We start from the raw sequence: 16,971 nt of genomic DNA, 5'->3' as shown, positions 1-16,971 counted from the left end.
CTGGGCCGGCGCGCCGTCGTCGACGGCCGACACCCCGGGAGCCTCAACGGAAAATAAGTGGTTCGTGCCTGTTTCGGTGCGGACCGAGACAGGAGAGAAGTGGCCAAGCCCCGCGTTCACGAGCTCGCGAAAGAGCTCGGAATAACGTCCAAGGAAGCGATCACCACGCTTCAGACCCTGGGTGAGTTCGTCCGAGGCGCGTCCTCGACCGTCGAGCCCCCCGTCGCCAAGAAGCTGCGCTCGGCGTTCGCCGACAAGGCGGACAAGGCCGCCGCGGCCCCCGCCCGCCCGGCCGGCGGCAGCGCGCCGTCCCCCGCGAAGTCGGGCCGTCCCGCACCCCGGCCCGGCACGCCCGCCAAGCCGGGCTCCGCCGCGCCCAGCCCGGGCACGGCCGCCGAGAAGCCGGCCGAGAAGCCGGCCGCCAGGCCCGCCCAGCAGGCCCCCGCGCAGCCCCAGCAGCCGGCGGCCCGCGCCGAGCAGCCGCCCGCCGCGGAGCGTCCCGCGCCGCAGCGTCCCGCCTCGCCGGGCGCCAAGGCACCCAGCCCCGGGCCCCGCCCGGGCAACAACCCGTTCGCCACCCAGCAGGGGATGTCCCGCGGCGGGGCGCCCCGTCCGGGCGCTGCCGCGCCGCGCCCCGGCGCCGCCGCTCCCCGTCCGGGCTCGGCCGGGCCCCGTCCCGGCGGGCCCCGTCCCGGCGGTCCCCGCCCGGGCAACAACCCGTTCGCCGCCCAGCAGGGCATGCGCACGGGTCGCCCCGAGCGCCCGGGCGGTCCGCGCCCGCAGGGCCAGGGCGGTCCCCGTCCGCAGGGCCAGGGCGCGGCCGGCCCGCGTCCGCAGGGCCAGGGCGGTCCCCGTCCCCAGGGCGGCCCCCGCCCCGGCGGCGCCCGTCCCAGCCCGAACATGATGCCCGGCCACACCTCCGGCGTGGCCCCGATCGGCTCCCGGCCGGCCGCCGGCGGAGCCGGCCCCCGGCGCGGCGGTCCCGGCGGCGGCGGCGGGTTCTCCCGTCCCGGCGGCGGCCCCGGCCGCGGCGGCCGCGGCGGCACCCAGGGCGCCTTCGGGCGCGGCGGTGCGCGCGGCAAGCAGCGCAAGTCGAAGCGGGCGAAGCGCCAGGAGCTCGAGCAGATGAAGGCCCCGTCCGTCGGTGGCGTCTCCGTGCCCCACGGCGACGGCACCACGGTCGTGCGGCTGCGCCGCGGCGCGTCCCTGACGGACTTCGCCGAGAAGATCAACGCGAACCCGGCCTCCCTCGTCACGGTGCTCATCCACCTCGGCGAGATGGCCACCCAGACGCAGTCCCTCGACGAGGACACCTTCCAGCTGCTGGGCGCCGAGCTCGGGTACAAGATCCAGGTCGTCTCCCCGGAGGACGAGGAGCGCGAGCTCTTCGAGTCCTTCGACATCGACCTGGAGGCGGAGGCCGCGGCCGAGGGCGACGACGTGCTCGAGGCGCGCCCGCCGGTCGTGACCGTCATGGGCCACGTCGACCACGGCAAGACCCGCCTGCTCGACGCCATCCGCAACACCAAGGTGATCGAGGGGGAGGCCGGTGGCATCACCCAGCACATCGGCGCCTACCAGATCGAGACCGAGGTGGACGGCCAGGAGCGGCAGATCACCTTCATCGACACCCCGGGCCACGAGGCGTTCACCGCCATGCGTGCCCGTGGCGCCCAGGTGACGGACATCGCCGTGCTCGTGGTCGCCGCGGACGACGGCGTCATGCCGCAGACGGTCGAGGCGCTCAACCACGCCCAGGCCGCCGGTGTGCCGATCGTGGTGGCGGTCAACAAGATCGACAAGCCCGAGGCGAACCCGGAGAAGATCCGCGGTCAGCTCACCGAGTACGGCCTGGTCCCGGAGGAGTACGGCGGCGACACCATGTTCGTCGACGTCTCGGCCCGCCAGAACCTGAACATCGACGACCTGCTGGACGCGATCGTGCTGACCGCGGACGGTGCGCTCGAGCTGCAGGCGAACCCCAACAAGGACGCCCGCGGCGTGGCCATCGAGGCGAACCTGGACAAGGGCCGCGGTGCGGTCTCGACCGTGCTCGTGCAGTCCGGCACGCTGCGCGTCGGCGACGCGATCGTCGCCGGCGCCGCGTACGGCCGCGTGCGCGCCATGTTCGACGAGAACGGCAAGTCGGTCGAGGAGGCCGGTCCCTCGCGGCCGGTTCAGGTCCTCGGTCTGGACTCGGTGCCCCGCGCCGGCGACACGTTCCTGTCCACCCCGGAGGAGCGCACCGCCCGGCAGATCGCGGAGAAGCGCCAGGCGGCGGACCGCAACGCGCTGCTCGCCAAGCGCCGCAAGCGGATCACCCTGGAGTCCTTCGACGAGGCCGTGGCCGCGGGCAAGATCGACACGCTCAACCTCATCATCAAGGGCGACGTGTCCGGTGCCGTCGAGGCGCTGGAGGACTCGCTGCTCAAGATCGACGTGGGCGAGGAGGTCCAGCTGCGCGTCATCCACCGCGGTGTGGGCGCGATCACCCAGAACGACGTCAACCTGGCGACCGTCGACAACGCCATCATCATCGGCTTCAACGTCCGTCCCGCCGAGCGCGTGACGGAACTGGCCGACCGCGAGGGCGTCGAGATGAAGTTCTACTCGGTGATCTACAACGCCATCGACGACGTCGAGAGCGCGCTCAAGGGCATGCTCAAGCCGGAGTACGAGGAGGTGGATCTCGGCACCGCCGAGATCCGCGAGGTGTACCGCTCCTCCAAGTGGGGCAACATCGCCGGTGCCTACATCACCAAGGGCACCATCCGCCGCAACTCCAAGGCCCGGCTGGTCCGGGACGGCAGCGTCGTGGCGGAGAACCTCACGATCGACTCGCTGCGCCGGTTCAAGGACGACGCGACCGAGGTCCGCGAGGGCTACGAGTGCGGTATCGGGCTCGGCTCCTTCAACGACATCCGTGAGGGCGACCTCATCGAGACGTGGGAGATGCGCGAGAAGCCGCGCGCCTGACCCGTCCCCGGCCCCGCGCCCCGCGCGCGGGGCCGCCGCGGCGGCACGGACGGGCCCCGTGCCCGTCCGTGCCGCCGCCACCGTGTGCACCACAGCACCACTGAGCGACGGCACACCGAACGACAGCACCCCCGAGGAACCGAGGAGCACCCACCATGGCTGACGCAGCACGCGCCGCCCGACTCGCCGACCGGATCAAGGTGGTCGTGGCCCAGGCGCTCGAGCGCCGGGTCAAGGACCCCCGGCTCGGCTTCGTGACCATCACGGACGCCCGGGTGACCAACGACCTGCAGCACGCGACGCTGTACTACACGGTCTTCGGCACCGCGGAGGAGCAGGAGAGCACCCGCGCGGCCCTGGAGTCCGCCAAGGGCGTCCTGCGCAGCGAGGTCGGCCGCAACATCACGGCCCGCCTCACCCCGACCCTCACGTTCGTCCCGGACGAGATCCCCGTCAACGCCTCCCACCTGGAGGAGGTGCTGCGCGCCGCCAAGGAGAAGGACGCCGAGGTCGCCGCGCAGGCCGCCTCGGCCACCTGGGCGGCGGGGGAGGACCCCTACCGCAGGCCGGCCGAGGAGGACGACGAGTCCTCCCCGTCCCGCTGAGCGCGGCAGGCACCGGACCGGTGGCCCGCGCCCCGCACGACGTCCCGAGCCCGGACCCGTCCCTGCCGACGGTGTCCGGGCTCGTGGTCGTGGACAAGCCCACCGGCTGGACCAGCCACGACGTCGTCGCCCGGATGCGCCGGCTCGCCGGCACCCGGAAGGTCGGCCACGCCGGGACCCTGGACCCCATGGCCACCGGGGTCCTGGTGGTGGGCGTCGAGAAGGCCACCCGGCTGCTGACCTGGGTGGTCGGCCAGGACAAGACCTACGAGGCCACCCTGCGGCTGGGCCAGGCGACGGTGACCGACGACGCCGAGGGCGAGCTGGTCGCCGCGGCGGAGCCCGCCGCCGTCGAGGCCGTCACCGACGAGGCCGTGACCGCGGCGGTCGCCCGCCTCACCGGTGCCATCGAGCAGGTCCCCGCCAAGGTCAGCGCCATCAAGGTCGACGGCCGGCGGGCCTACGCCCAGGTGCGGGCCGGGCGGGACGTGGAGCTCGCGGCCCGTCCCGTGACGGTCTCGGCCTTCGACGTGCACCGCATCACCCGGACCCGCGACGACGCCGGCCGGCCCGTCCTCGACGTTGACGCCACCGTCTCCTGCAGCACCGGCACCTACGTGCGCGCCCTGGCGCGCGACCTCGGCGAGGCCCTGGGGGTCGGCGGGCACCTCACCGCCCTGCGCCGCACCCGCGTGGGCGCGCTGACCCTCGAGCACGCCTCCACCCTGGACCAGCTCGCGGCCGACGTCGCCGCGGGCCGCCCCCTGCCCGTGACCACCCTGGAGCAGGCCGCGGCCGGGCTCTTCCCCGTCCGCCGGCTCACGGCCGCCGAGGCCGGGGACCTCGCCGACGGGCGCCGGATCGGGCCCTCCGCCGGGGACCCGGAGGAGGGCCCCCTCGACAACGACGCCGTCACCGCCGGCCTCGCCCCGGACGGACGGCTCGTCGCCCTGCTCCAGGACCGGGGCGACCGCGGTGCCCGCATGGCCAAGCCCGTGCTCGTGTTCCTGCCGGGGGAGCGGTTTTCCGCCGCCCCCGGGACGACCGCCCGGCCGGGGCGGGACCGCTGATGCTGTGGGGCTACGACGGCTGGTTCTGGGCCGCGGTCCTGCTCGGCGGGGCGTCCTTCCTGGTGTGCGTGGTGCAGGCCCTGCGGGGCCGGCGGCCCGACGACTGGACCCAGGGCTCCGTGCTGCTGCTGGAGGCCTTCCTGCTCGCCTACGCGGTGGGCTCGGTCGTCATGCACGTGCTGGGCCCCGCGCCCACCGGCTCGGCCCTGGAGTACTGGGGCTACCTGCTGACCGCGCTGCTCATCCCCGCCGGGACCTTCGTGTGGTCGCTCGTGGAGCGCTCGGCCTGGTCCAACTACGTGCTCGCCGCCGCAGGGCCCGTGGTGGCGATCATGGTCTACCGCATGAACTTCATCTGGTACTACCAGTGAGCCCCCGCCCACCGTCCGCCCCGCCCGACCAGGAGACCGCCCGATGACCCACCACCCCGAGCCCGGCCGCACCCGGCTGCAGCAGCGCTTCGGCCCCCGGGAGGGCGGCGTGCGCGCCGACCGGAAGTCCTCGGGCTTCGGCCGTCTCGTCGTGGTGGTCTACGCGGTGTTCTCGCTGTCGGCCGGGGTCCGGTCCCTGTACCAGATCCTCACCGACTTCGGCGCCGCCCCGCTGCCGTACCTGCTCTCCGCCTTCGCCGCGGCGGTGTACGTGCTGGCCACGGTGGCCCTCGCCCGGCCCGGCGCCCGCTGGCACCGCGTGGCCGTGGCGGCGGTGCTGGTCGAGCTGTGCGGAGTGCTCGGCGTGGGGCTGCTCTCGGTGCTCGCCCCGCAGCTCTTCCCCGAGGCCAGCGTGTGGTCGCACTTCGGCCAGGACTACGGCTACGTGCCCCTGGTCCTGCCCCTGGTCGGCCTCGCGTGGCTGTGGCGCTCCCGTCCCCGGGCCGGCGCCCCGGGGGCCTGAACTCCCCGCCGGGGGCGCCCGGCCCGACCCCGCGCCGGGCGGCCGCCGGCAGCGGGTAGGCTCGTGCGCGGGCCGGAGCGCCCCGCGCCGCACCCCTCCCGAAAGGACCACGCCCATGCCCGCACGCCCCGACGGCGCCGGAGACTACGACGTCCCCGTCCTCACCGACGGGACCGTGGTCCTGCGCCGGCTCGACGAGCGCGACGTCCCGCAGCTGGCCCGCAACTGCGCGGATCCCGCGGCCGCCGAGTTCACCACCGTGCCGCTGGGCTACACGGAGTCCGACGCCCGCTGGTACGTCGAGCACTTCGTCCCCGAGGCCTGGCGGGCGGGCCGCGAGTACAACTGGGCCGCCGCCGACGCCGCGACCGACCGCCTCTACGGGACCGTGGGGTTCAACGCGCTGCGCGGCACCACCGCCGACGTCGGGCTCAACTTCGGCCCGCACGCCCGGGGCACCGGGGCCGCCGAGGCCGCCTGCCGGCTGCTGCTCGAGCACGGCTTCGAGCACCTGGGCCTGACCTATGCTTACTGGGTGGCGAAGGTCCCCAACTGGGCCAGCCGCAAGCTCGCGTGGAAGCTGGGATTCCGCTCGCCGGTGCGCATCGACGGGTTCATGGAGCAGCGCGGCGCCTCCGTGGACGCCTGGATCCTCACCCTCGGAGCCGACGACCCCCGCGCCCCCCGCACCCCCTGGGACGGCCCGCCCCCGCCCGGCGCCCCGCGCTGACCCCCGTCCCGTTCCTGCCTGCCCCGATCCTGCGAGGAGAACCGTGTTCCGCTGGCGAGATCTCTCTGACGTCCCCCCGGGCTTCGGCCCGTCGGTGGTCACCCTCGGCAACTTCGACGGCGTCCACCGGGGCCACCAGCAGGTGATGTCCCAGCTCGTCAGCTCCGCCCGCGAGCGCGGCTGGGCCTCGGTCGTGGTGACCTTCGACCCGCACCCCGCCCAGGTGCACCGGCCCGACAGCCCGCCGGGGCTGATCATGGGCACCGAGGACAAGCTCGACGCCCTCGAGCAGACCGGGGCGGACGCCGTGCTCGTGCTGCGGTACACCCTGGAGTTCGCCGAGCAGACCACCGAGGAGTTCGTGCTGGGCACCCTCGTCGGGCCGCTCGGCGCCCGCTGCCTGGTGGTCGGCTCCGACACCCGCCTGGGCCGGGGCAACTCCGGCAACATCGACACGCTGCGGGAGCTGGGGGAGCGGCACGGCTTCGAGGTGCGGGTGGTCGACGACCTGCTCGACCCGCTGGACGGCGAGGACTCCCGGCACGCCCCGCCGGGGGAGCGGCGCTGCTCGTCGACGTGGATCCGCTCCTGCCTGCAGGCCGGGGACGTGCGCGCCGCCGCCCGGCTGCTCGGGCGCAACCACCGGGTGCGCGGGGAGGTGGTGCACGGGGCGGCCCGGGGGCGGGAGCTGGGCTACCCCACGGCCAACCTGTCCGCGGCGACGGCCGGCTTCGTCCCCGCGGACGGCGTCTACGCCGGGTGGCTGGTCGACGCCCACGGCACCCGCTGGCCCACCGCGATCTCCGTGGGCTCCAACCCCACGTTCGAGAACGTCCCGCGCCAGGTGGAGGCCCACGTCATCGACCGCCCCGCGGAGCGGGTCGAGGACTTCGACCTCTACGGCCAGGACGTGGTCGTCGAGTTCGTGGAGCGGTTGCGCGGGATGGTCGCCTACGAGGGCGTCGACAAGCTCGTGGCGCAGATGGACGAGGACGTGGCCCGCACCCGGCGGATCCTGGCCGCCGAGAGCTGAGCCCCCGGCGGCCCGGCCCTACATCTCCTCGTGGGTGTTCGGGTCGAAGCCCGAGCCGCTGATCCCGGTGTGCAGCATCCGCAGCCGCTGCATCTGCTTTTCGTCGAGCTCCCAGTCGAAGACGTCCAGGTTCTCGGCCATCCGCCGGGTGTCGGAGGTCTTCGGGATCGGCACGGTCCGGGACTGCAGGTGCCAGCGCAGCACGACCTGCGCCGGGGTGCGCCCGGTCCGCCGGGCGATCCGCGCGATCCACTCGTGCTGGAGCACGTCCGTCTTGCGGCCCAGCGGCGACCAGGCCTGCGTGACGATGCGGTGCTCCTCGTGGAACTCCCGCAGCCGCTCCTGCTGGTACTGCGGGTGCATTTCGACCTGGTTCACCGCCGGGGTCGTCCCGGTCTCCGTCACGAGGCGGCGGATGTGCGCCGGGGTGAAGTTGGACACCCCCACCGAGCGGACCAGGCCCTCCTCCTGCAGCTCCAGCATGGTCCGCCACGTCTCCACGTACCGGTCCACCGACGGGTTCGGCCAGTGGATGAGGTAGAGGTCCACGTGGTCGGTGCCCAGCCGCCGCAGCGACCCGTCGAGGGAGCGGCGCACGGCGTCGGTGCCGTGGTCCCGGCCCGGCAGCTTGGTGGTCAGGAACAGCTCGTCGCGGGGCACTCCGGAGGCGGCGATCCCGCGGCCCACCCCGGTCTCGTTGCCGTAGTTCACGGCCGTGTCGACCATCCGGTAGCCGAGCATGAGCGCCTCGGCGACGTTGGCCTCCGCTTCGGCGTCGTCCATGGGGTAGGTCCCCAGGCCGATCGCGGGGATGCGCCGGCCGTCCCGCATCGTGTGCGTGCGGCCGGCGGGCTCGAGGCCCCGGCCCTCGTGGGTGTCCTTGCTCACGGGCTGCTCCTGGTGCTCCGTGCCCGGGCGCGCGTGCGCGCCGGGCCCTGGTCGTGGTGTCCCTCCCATCTTGGCCCACGGCCCCGGGAGCACCCAGCCCAGCGCGCCGCGGGCCGCCCCGCTGGGGTGATCTGCGCGCGTCCGGTAGACTTGACGGCGGTCCGACTGCAGTCCGTGGTTGTCGGACCCCCGGGAGCTCCCGGGACCCGGTGGCGAACCCGCCGACCGGGCCGCACGGTACTGACTCGAACGGAGTTACACGTGGCACTCGACGCCGCCGTCAAGCAGCAGATCATCCAGGACTTCGCCACCCACGAGGGCGACACCGGTTCGCCCGAGGTGCAGATCGCGGTCCTGACCCGCCGGATCGCCGATCTGACGGAGCACCTGAAGCAGCACAAGCACGACCACCACACCCGCCGCGGCCTGATGGCCCTGGTCGGTCGCCGTCGCCGCATGCTGACCTACCTGCACGACACCGACATCACGCGCTACCGCACGCTCATCGAGCGCCTCGGCCTGCGCCGCTAGTCGGCCCCCGGCGGCGTCCCCCCGGTCCCCGGGAGGGCGCCGCCGAGCACCACCCCCGTCCGCCCCGGACGGGTGAGCACCACCGCACACTGCACCACCGAACCCCAGACGGGGCCACCGCGCCGATCATTCGCGGTCCTCGGTAGTGATCTCCGGAAACCGGACGCCCCGCGGGGCCCCGGCGGTCCGTGGATCTCGATCGAAGACCGGGTGGCGCGCGGACCGCCCCGCCGACACGAAACGGAGGTGACCCTTGGAGGGTCCCGAGATCCAGTACGCCGAAGCCGTCATCGACAACGGCTCCTACGGAAAGCGCGTCGTGCGCTTCGAGACCGGCCGCCTCGCCAAGCAGGCCGCCGGCTCCACCCTCGTCTCCATCGACGAGGACACCACCATGCTCTCGGCCACCACGGTGGGCAAGTCCCCCCGCGAGGGCTTCGACTTCTTCCCCCTGACGGTCGACGTCGAGGAGCGCATGTACGCCGCCGGGCGCATCCCCGGCTCGTTCTTCCGCCGCGAGGGCCGCCCCTCCACGGACGCGATCCTCACCTGCCGCCTCATCGACCGCCCGCTGCGCCCGGCCTTCGGCAAGGGCATCCGCAACGAGGTCCAGGTCGTGGTGACGATCCTGTCCATCAACCCGGACGAGATCTACAACACCGTGGCGATCAACGCCGCGTCGATGTCCACGACCCTGTCCGGCATGCCCTTCCAGGGCCCGGTCGGCGGCGTGCGCATGGCCCTGATGGCGGGGGAGAACGGCCAGCACCAGTGGGTGGCCTTCCCGAAGCACTCCCAGCTCGAGAACGCCGTGTTCGACATGGCCGTGGCCGGCCGCGTCGTCACCGGCAGCGACGGCACCGAGGACGTCGCGATCATGATGGTCGAGGCCGAGGCCACCGACAACTCCTGGAACCTGATCAAGAACAACGGCGCCGTGGCCCCCACGGAGGAGCTCGTGGCCCAGGGCCTCGAGGCCGCCAAGCCCGCGATCAAGGCCCTGTGCGACGCCCAGGCCGACCTCAAGGCCCGCGCCGGCAAGCCCGCGATGGAGCTGCCGCGCTTCGGCGGCTTCGGCGACGACGTCAAGGAGGCCGTGGCGGCCGCCGTCGGCACCCGGCTCGCCGAGGTCTACTCGATCGCCGGCAAGCAGGAGCGGGAGGCCGCGACCGACGAGCTGCACCAGTCGACCCTCGCGGAGCTGACCGGGGAGGGCAAGCCCTTCGCGGACCGCAAGGACGAGGTCAACGGCGCCTACCAGGCCCTGACCAAGCAGACCGTGCGCCAGCGGATCCTCACCGAGCAGGTGCGCATCGACGGCCGCGGCCTGACCGACATCCGCCAGCTCACCGCCGAGGTGGAGGTCCTGCCCCGGGTCCACGGCTCGGCGATCTTCGAGCGCGGGGAGACCCAGATCATGGGCGTCACCACGCTGAACATGCTCAAGATGGAGCAGCAGATCGACTCGCTGTCCCCGGTCAAGCACAAGCGCTACGTGCACCACTACAACTTCCCGCCCTACTCCACCGGCGAGACCGGCCGCGTGGGCTCCCCCAAGCGCCGCGAGATCGGCCACGGGGCGCTGGCCGAGCGGGCCATCACCCCGGTGCTGCCCTCCCGCGAGGAGTTCCCCTACGCCATCCGCCAGGTCTCGGAGGCGCTGGGCTCCAACGGCTCCACGTCGATGGGCTCCGTGTGCGCCTCGACCCTGTCGCTGCTCAACGCCGGCGTGCCCCTGCGCGCCCCGGTGGCCGGCATCGCCATGGGCCTGGTCTCGGACGAGGTGGACGGGGAGACCCGCTACGCCGCGCTGACCGACATCCTGGGCGCGGAGGACGCCCTGGGCGACATGGACTTCAAGGTCGCAGGCACCGCCGAGTTCGTGACCGCCATCCAGCTCGACACCAAGCTGGACGGCATCCCCTCCTCCGTCCTGGACGCGGCCCTGACCCAGGCCCGCGAGGCCCGCCTGCACATCCTCGGGGTGCTCAACGCCGCCATCGACCAGCCGGACGAGATGAGCGAGTTCGCCCCGCGCGTGATCTCCGTGACGGTGCCCGTCTCCAAGATCGGCGAGGTCATCGGCCCCAAGGGCAAGATGATCAACCAGATCCAGGAGGACACCGGCACCGACATCTCCATCGAGGACGACGGCACCGTCTACATCGGCGCCACCGACGGCCCCTCGGCGGAGGCGGCCCGCGCGGCGATCAACGCGATCGCCAACCCGCAGGTCCCCGAGGTCGGCGAGCGCTACCTGGGCACCGTGGTGAAGACCACGACCTTCGGCGCCTTCGTCTCCCTGACCCCGGGCAAGGACGGCCTGCTGCACATCTCGGAGCTGCGCAAGCTCAACGAGGGCAAGCGCGTCACCGACGTCGAGGACGTCCTCGGCGTGGGCCAGAAGGTCCAGGTGGAGATCACCAAGGTCGACGACCGCGGCAAGCTCTCGCTGGCCCCGGTGGTCGCCGAGGAGCCCAACGTCTTCCCCGAGGACGACGTCGCGTCCGAGGTCTGAGCCGGGCCCGTCCCGCGCGCAGCCGAGCACGAGCACAGAAAGCAGCACAACTGGATGACGGCAGTCGATCTGCCGCTGGAGGCGGGCGACCGCGGCCCGGGGACCACCCCGGGCCCGGGCGCCCGCCTCTCGGCGGTCCTGAACAGTTCACCGACCACCACCGCCGGGGCGCTGACCGCCGCGGCCGGGGGGTTCACGCACACCCTGCACGAGGGCGAGGGCGGCAACGTGGTGCGGCGCACCGTGCTGCCGTGCGGCGCCCGCGTGCTCACCGAGCGGATGCCGGCCCAGCGCGCCGTGACGGTCGGCTTCTGGGTGGGCGTCGGCTCCCGCGACGAGCAGCCCGGGCGGCTGGGCTCCACCCACTTCCTGGAGCACCTGCTGTTCAAGGGCACCACGCGGCGCTCGGCGCTGCAGATCGCCGAGGCCTTCGACGAGGTGGGCGGGGAGTCCAACGCGGCCACGGCCAAGGAGCACACCTGCTACTACGCCCGGGTGCTCGCCGAGGACCTGCCGATGTCCATCGACGTCATCACCGACATGGTGACCTCGGCCGTCCTCGACCCGGAGGAGCTCGAGCGGGAGCGGGGGGTGATCCTCGAGGAGCTGGCCATGGACAAGGACGACCCCGAGGACGTCGCCTTCGAGGAGTTCACCCAGCGGGTGCTGGGCGAGCACCCGCTGGGGCGGCCGATCGGCGGCACGCCGGAGGAGATCCTGGCCGTGCCCCGCGACGCGGTGCTCGAGCACTACCGGCGGCACTACCGGCCCGAGGGCCTCGTGGTCACGGCCGCCGGCGGGCTCGAGCACGACGTGGTGGTGGCCCTCGTGGCGGAGGCCCTCGGCCGCGCCGGCTGGGACCCGGCCGCCCCGGCCGCCCCGGTGGCCCGGCGCGAGCGCACCCCCGCCCCTCTGGCTCCCGAGTGGGGCGAGCACTTCCTGGAGCGTCCCGTGGAGCAGACCAACGTGCTCGTGGGCCGGCCCGGGATCGTGGCCGGCGACGAGCGCCGCTTCGCGATGACCGTGCTCAACGCCGCGCTGGGCGGCGGGATGTCCTCCCGCCTGTTCCAGGAGATCCGCGAGAAGCGCGGGCTGGCCTACAGCACGTTCTCCTTCTCGGGGGCGTACTCGGACGCGGGCTACTTCGGGATGTACGCCGGGTGCCTGCCGGCGCGCACCGACGAGGTCGTGGCGCTGATGACCGGCGAGCTCGAGACCCTCGCCGCGGACGGGATCGGCGCCGACGAGCTGCGCAAGGTGGTCGGCCAGCTCGGCGGCGGCACGGTGCTCGCCCTGGAGGACACCGGCTCGCGGATGTCGCGGCTGGGCTCGGCGGAGCTGAAGTCGGGGGAGTTCCTCGACATCGACGAGTCGCTGGACCGGGTGCGCTCCGTGACCCCGGAGCAGGTCCGGGAGCTCGCCGGGTGGCTCGCCGAGGGCCCCGTGGTCACCACCATCGTGGCGCCCTCCCGCCGCTGACCGCCGACCCCGCACCCCGTGTGACCTAGAGTTGGAGCCATGACCGAGAGCACCGCCCCCGAGACCACCGACGCCGCGGCGTCCGTCCCCGCCGAGGTGCGGGTCGCCGTGCTCGGCGCCCGCGGCCGGATGGGCAGCGAGGCCGTGCAGGCGGTGCGCCGCGCCGAGGGCCTGCAGCTCGTGGCCGAGCTCGGGCGGGAGGACTCCCTGCAGGCCCTGGTCGCCGCCGGCGCCGAGGTGGTGGTCGACCTCACGGTCCCCTCCGCCACGGAGGCCAACGTCCGCTTCGCCGTGGAGCACGGCATCCACTGCGTGGTGGGCACCACCGGCTGGGACGCCGAGCGGCTGGACCGGCTCGAGGTGCTCCTGGCCGAGCACCCCGGGGTGGGCGTGCTGATCGCCCCCAACTTCTCGGTCGGGGCGGTGCTGGCCATGCGCTTCTCCGCCCAGGCCGCCCGGTTCTTCGAGTCGGTGGAGATCGTCGAGCTGCACCACCCGGACAAGGTCGACGCCCCCTCCGGCACCGCCGCGCGCACCGCGGCCCTCGTCGGCGAGGCCCGGCGGGCCGCCGGGGTGGCGCCGTCGCCCGACGCCACCGAGCACGACCCGGCCGGCGCGCGCGGGGCGCTCGTCGACGACGTCCGGGTGCACTCCGTGCGCCTGCGCGGGCTGGTGGCCCACCAGGAGACCCTGCTGGGCGGCGTGGGGGAACAGCTCACCATCCGGCACGACTCCTTCGACCGGATCTCCTTCATGACCGGCGTGGTCCTCGGCGTGCGCGAGGTGGGCTCCCACCCGGGGCTCACGCACGGCCTCGAGGGCTACCTCGACCTGGGGCTGTGACCGGATGAGCTCGTTGCGCCTCTGGGGCTGGCTGCTGCTCGCGGCGGGCGCCCTGACCCTGTGGCTGCTCCCCGTCCCGGACGGCTCGAAGCTGTGGATCCTCGCGGTGCTCGTCTTCGCCGGCGTCTTCACGCTGCTGGAGTCCACGAGCCGGGCCAAGGCGCTGGCCGCGGCCATGACCGCCCTGCTCGTCGTCTACCTCGCCCTGAGCCTGCACCGCGCGGCCCTGCTGCTGGGCACCGAGGGCTGGATCCCCAAGGCCTTCGGCCTCGCCCTGCTGGTGCTGCCGGCCGTGGGCGTCTGGGCGCTCGTGCGCGAGGTCCTCTTCGGCGTCCGCACCGAGCAGCTCGGCCGCACCCTGGAGGCGGAGGGCGGTCTGCCGGCGGACGACCTGCCGCGCACCCCGGGCGGCCGGATCGTGCGCGAGGCCGCCGACGAGCGGTTCCACGTCCACCGCGCGCAGACCGAGGAGGACCCCGGGGACTGGCGCAACTGGTACCGGCTCTCCCTGGCCTACGCCGCCGCCGGGGACCGCCGCCGCGCCCGCTCGGCGATGCGCGACGCCGTGGCCCTGTCCCGCGGGCGCCCGGCCCGCAACGTGGAGGCCGCCGGCCCGGCCGGCGACGGCCAGGACTGATCCGTGGCCGCCGCGACCCGCCCCGACGGCGGCCCCGGGCTCCGCCCGCCCCGGAGCGGAGCCCGGCACGGAGACGGTAGCCTGGGCCCATGACTGACTTCGCCACGTCCTCCGCCGCCGACCGCCCCGCCACCCCGGACAAGCCCCTGTTCGGGACGCTGCTCACCGCGATGATCACCGTCTTCGCCGAGGACGGCTCCGTGGACCTGGAGGGCACCGCGGCCGTGGCGGAGCGCCTCGTCGACGACGGCTGCGACGGCCTGGTGGTCTGCGGGACCACGGGCGAGTACTCGACCATGACCGACGAGGAGAACCTCTCCGTGTTCCGCGCGGTCAAGGACGCCGTGGGCTCCCGCGTGCCGCTGCTGGCCGGCACCGGCTCCAACGACACCGAGCACTCCCGCTACCTCTCTCGCGCGGCCGAGAAGATCGGCATGGACGGGCTGCTCATCGTCACCCCGTACTACAACAAGCCCACCCAGACCGGCGTCGAGGCGCACTTCCGCAGCCTCGCCGACTCCGTGGACCTGCCGATCATGCTCTACGACATCCCCGGCCGCGCCGGCGTCCCCATCGCCACCGAGACGCTGATCTCCCTCGCGGGCCACCCCAACATCGTGGCCGTCAAGGACGCCAAGGCGGACCTCTTCGCCGCCACCCGGGTGCTGGCCGAGACCGACCTGCTCTACTACTCCGGCGACGACGGGCTGACCCTGCCGTGGATGTCCATCGGCGCCGCCGGCCTGGTCGGTGTCACCACGCACGTGGCCACCGGCGAGTACCGCCGGCTCATCGACGCCGTGCGCGCCGGCGACCTCCGCACGGCCCAGCGCATCAACCTGGACCTCGAGCCCGTGGTCCGCGCCACCATGACCCGCGCCCCCGGCGCCGTGGCGGCCAAGACGATCCTCATGTGGCAGGGCAAGCTGCCGCACAACACCGTGCGGCTGCCGCACGTCCCACCCACGGAGGCCGAGGCCGCCCTGATCCGCGCGGATCTGGAGGGCTCGATCGTCTCCGGCACCATCGAATGACGAAAGAGTCACATGACCCAATGGCACACTGACCTGTCCGCTCCCCCCGCCCTCGGCAAGGACGCGCTGCGCGTCGTCCCACTGGGCGGGCTGGGCGAGGTCGGCAGAAACATGACGGTGTTCGAGATCAACGGGCAGCTGCTCGTGATCGACTGCGGGGTCCTCTTCCCCGAGGAGACCCAGCCCGGCGTGGACCTGATCCTGCCGGACATCAACTACATCATCGACCGGCTCGACGACGTCGTGGCCGTCGTGCTCACGCACGGGCACGAGGACCACATCGGCGCCGTGCCCTACCTGCTCAAGCGCCGGCCGGACATCCCCGTCATCGGCTCCCAGCTCACGCTCGCGCTCATCGAGGCGAAGCTGCAGGAGCACCGCATCAAGCCCTACACCATGGCGGTGCGGGAGGGGCAGGTCGAGCGGCTCGGCGAGTTCGAGGTCGAGTTCGTCGCCGTGAACCACTCCATCCCCGACGCGCTGGCCGTGTTCCTGCGCACCCGGGCCGGCACCGTGCTGCACACCGGCGACTTCAAGATGGACCAGCTGCCCCTCGACGGCCGGATCACCGACCTGCGCCACTTCGCCCGGCTCGGGGAGGAGGGCGTGGACCTGTTCCTCACCGACTCCACCAACGCCGAGGTCCCCGGCTTCACCCCCACGGAGAAGCACATCGGCCCGGTGCTGGCCGACGTGATCGGCCGGGCCCCCAAGCGCGTGGTCGTGGCGTCCTTCTCCTCCCACGTCCACCGGGTGCAGCAGGTGCTCGACGCCGCCGCCGAGCACGGGCGCAAGGTCGTCTTCATGGGCCGCTCCATGGTGCGCAACATGACCATCGCCGAGAAGCTCGGCTACCTCGAGGTCCCGCCGAACACCCTGGTCGACCAGAAGAGGATCGACGACCACGCCGACTCCCAGCTGGTCATCATGTGCACCGGCTCGCAGGGCGAGCCGATGGCCGCGCTGTCGCGGATGGCCAACGGGGACCACAAGGTCCAGCTCACCGAGGGGGACACCGTGATCCTCGCGTCCTCGCTCATCCCGGGCAACGAGAACTCCGTGTTCCGGATCATCAACGGGCTCATGCGCCTGGGCGCGAACGTCGTGCACAAGAGCAACGCCAAGGTCCACGTCTCCGGGCACGCCGCCGCCGGGGAGCTGCTGTACTGCTACAACATCATCGAGCCCGAGTACGTGATGCCGGTGCACGGCGAGGTCCGCCACCTCATCGCCAACGGCAAGCTCGCCGAGGAGACGGGCGTCCCGACCGACCACGTGCTGCTGGCGGAGAACGGCACCGTGGTGGACATGACCGCCGGCCAGGTCCGGATCACCGGGCAGGTCGAGTGCGGGGACGTCTACGTGGACGGCTCCTCCGTGGGCACCATCACCGACGCCGACCTCAAGGACCGCCTGGTGCTGGCCGAGGAGGGCTTCATCTCGGTGATCACCGTGGTCAACCGCGACACCGGCAAGGTCGTCTCCGGCCCCGACGTGCACGCGCGGGGCGTGGCCGAGGACGACGAGGTCTTCGAGGACATCAAGCCGAGGATCACCGCCGCCCTCGAGGACGCGATCAACCACTCGGGCAAGAACCACACCACCCAGCAGCTCCAGCAGGTGGTGCGCCGCACCATCGGCTCCTGGGTCAGCCGCAAGCTGCGCCGCAAACCCATGATCGTCCCGGTGGTCATCGAGGCCTGAGCCCCGGCCCCCCCGCCCGTGCGGCACCG

Annotated in this window: 15 protein-coding genes; 14 read left to right on the top strand and 1 reads right to left on the bottom strand. The window is 73.4% G+C overall.

All coding sequences use genetic code 11. The annotated features are described in order from the left end of the window. The first annotated feature begins 99 nt into the window (after window positions 1–99). From infB to GMA12_RS10735, 7 genes are all read left to right on the top strand, one after another. Complete coding sequence (gene infB / locus GMA12_RS10765) at window positions 100–2,976, top strand: translation initiation factor IF-2 (RefSeq protein WP_162459737.1); 2,877 nt, start codon at window positions 100–102, stop codon at window positions 2,974–2,976. A gap of 155 nt (window positions 2,977–3,131) precedes the next feature. Further along, window positions 3,132–3,581 (top strand): 30S ribosome-binding factor RbfA, encoded by a 450-nt coding sequence (gene rbfA, locus GMA12_RS10760; RefSeq protein ID WP_047802801.1) that lies wholly within the window; start codon window positions 3,132–3,134, stop codon window positions 3,579–3,581. Window positions 3,582–3,601: 20 nt separating this feature from the next. Then, window positions 3,602–4,651, top strand: coding sequence for a tRNA pseudouridine(55) synthase TruB (truB, locus tag GMA12_RS10755; RefSeq protein ID WP_162459736.1), 1,050 nt, complete (start codon window positions 3,602–3,604; stop codon window positions 4,649–4,651). After that, window positions 4,651–5,022: a hypothetical protein gene (locus tag GMA12_RS10750; RefSeq protein WP_062736733.1), complete on the top strand. Its 372-nt coding sequence runs from the start codon at window positions 4,651–4,653 to the stop codon at window positions 5,020–5,022. Before truB ends, GMA12_RS10750 begins: the two co-directional genes overlap by 1 nt. Before the next feature lie 43 nt (window positions 5,023–5,065). Continuing rightward, a complete protein-coding gene (locus tag GMA12_RS10745; protein WP_156269516.1) occupies window positions 5,066–5,545 on the top strand; it encodes a hypothetical protein in 480 nt (159 codons plus the stop codon). 115 nt (window positions 5,546–5,660) lie between these two features. Next, window positions 5,661–6,275 carry a GNAT family N-acetyltransferase gene (locus GMA12_RS10740; protein WP_156269515.1) on the top strand — a complete coding sequence of 205 codons (615 nt, stop codon included), beginning with the start codon at window positions 5,661–5,663 and terminating at the stop codon, window positions 6,273–6,275. A 43-nt stretch (window positions 6,276–6,318) separates the two neighbouring features. Then, window positions 6,319–7,308, top strand: coding sequence for a bifunctional riboflavin kinase/FAD synthetase (locus GMA12_RS10735; RefSeq protein ID WP_162459735.1), 990 nt, complete (start codon window positions 6,319–6,321; stop codon window positions 7,306–7,308). A gap of 18 nt (window positions 7,309–7,326) precedes the next feature. Here GMA12_RS10735 and GMA12_RS10730 read toward each other — a convergent pair whose 3' ends face one another. Next, window positions 7,327–8,196 (bottom strand): aldo/keto reductase, encoded by an 870-nt coding sequence (locus GMA12_RS10730; protein ID WP_370831211.1) that lies wholly within the window; start codon window positions 8,194–8,196, stop codon window positions 7,327–7,329. Window positions 8,197–8,457: 261 nt separating this feature from the next. Between GMA12_RS10730 and rpsO the strand changes: the two genes are divergently transcribed. From rpsO to GMA12_RS10695, 7 genes are all read left to right on the top strand, one after another. After that, the gene (gene rpsO / locus GMA12_RS10725; protein WP_162459734.1) at window positions 8,458–8,727 is read left to right on the top strand and encodes a 30S ribosomal protein S15; all 270 of its coding nucleotides are present in this window, start codon (window positions 8,458–8,460) and stop codon (window positions 8,725–8,727) included. 253 nt (window positions 8,728–8,980) lie between these two features. After that, window positions 8,981–11,245, top strand: coding sequence for a polyribonucleotide nucleotidyltransferase (locus GMA12_RS10720; RefSeq protein WP_156269514.1), 2,265 nt, complete (start codon window positions 8,981–8,983; stop codon window positions 11,243–11,245). A gap of 54 nt (window positions 11,246–11,299) precedes the next feature. Further along, window positions 11,300–12,724, top strand: coding sequence for a M16 family metallopeptidase (locus GMA12_RS10715; protein ID WP_156269513.1), 1,425 nt, complete (start codon window positions 11,300–11,302; stop codon window positions 12,722–12,724). Between the two features lie 39 nt (window positions 12,725–12,763). After that, entirely contained in the window at window positions 12,764–13,567 is an 804-nt protein-coding gene (dapB, locus tag GMA12_RS10710; protein ID WP_156269512.1) for a 4-hydroxy-tetrahydrodipicolinate reductase, read from the top strand. A gap of 4 nt (window positions 13,568–13,571) precedes the next feature. Further along, the gene (locus tag GMA12_RS10705) at window positions 13,572–14,204 is read left to right on the top strand and encodes a hypothetical protein (protein ID WP_240898774.1); all 633 of its coding nucleotides are present in this window, start codon (window positions 13,572–13,574) and stop codon (window positions 14,202–14,204) included. Between the two features lie 89 nt (window positions 14,205–14,293). Continuing rightward, a complete protein-coding gene (gene dapA / locus GMA12_RS10700) occupies window positions 14,294–15,238 on the top strand; it encodes a 4-hydroxy-tetrahydrodipicolinate synthase (RefSeq protein ID WP_156269511.1) in 945 nt (314 codons plus the stop codon). 12 nt (window positions 15,239–15,250) lie between these two features. After that, entirely contained in the window at window positions 15,251–16,942 is a 1,692-nt protein-coding gene (locus GMA12_RS10695; protein WP_156269510.1) for a ribonuclease J, read from the top strand. Window positions 16,943–16,971: the final 29 nt, after the last annotated feature.

It is taken from the genome of Kocuria sediminis, assembly GCF_009735315.1.
Taxonomy (GTDB): domain Bacteria; phylum Actinomycetota; class Actinomycetes; order Actinomycetales; family Micrococcaceae; genus Kocuria; species Kocuria turfanensis.
The sequence above is the reverse complement of the archived record's forward strand: the minus strand, read 5'-3'. Positions and strand labels throughout refer to the sequence as shown.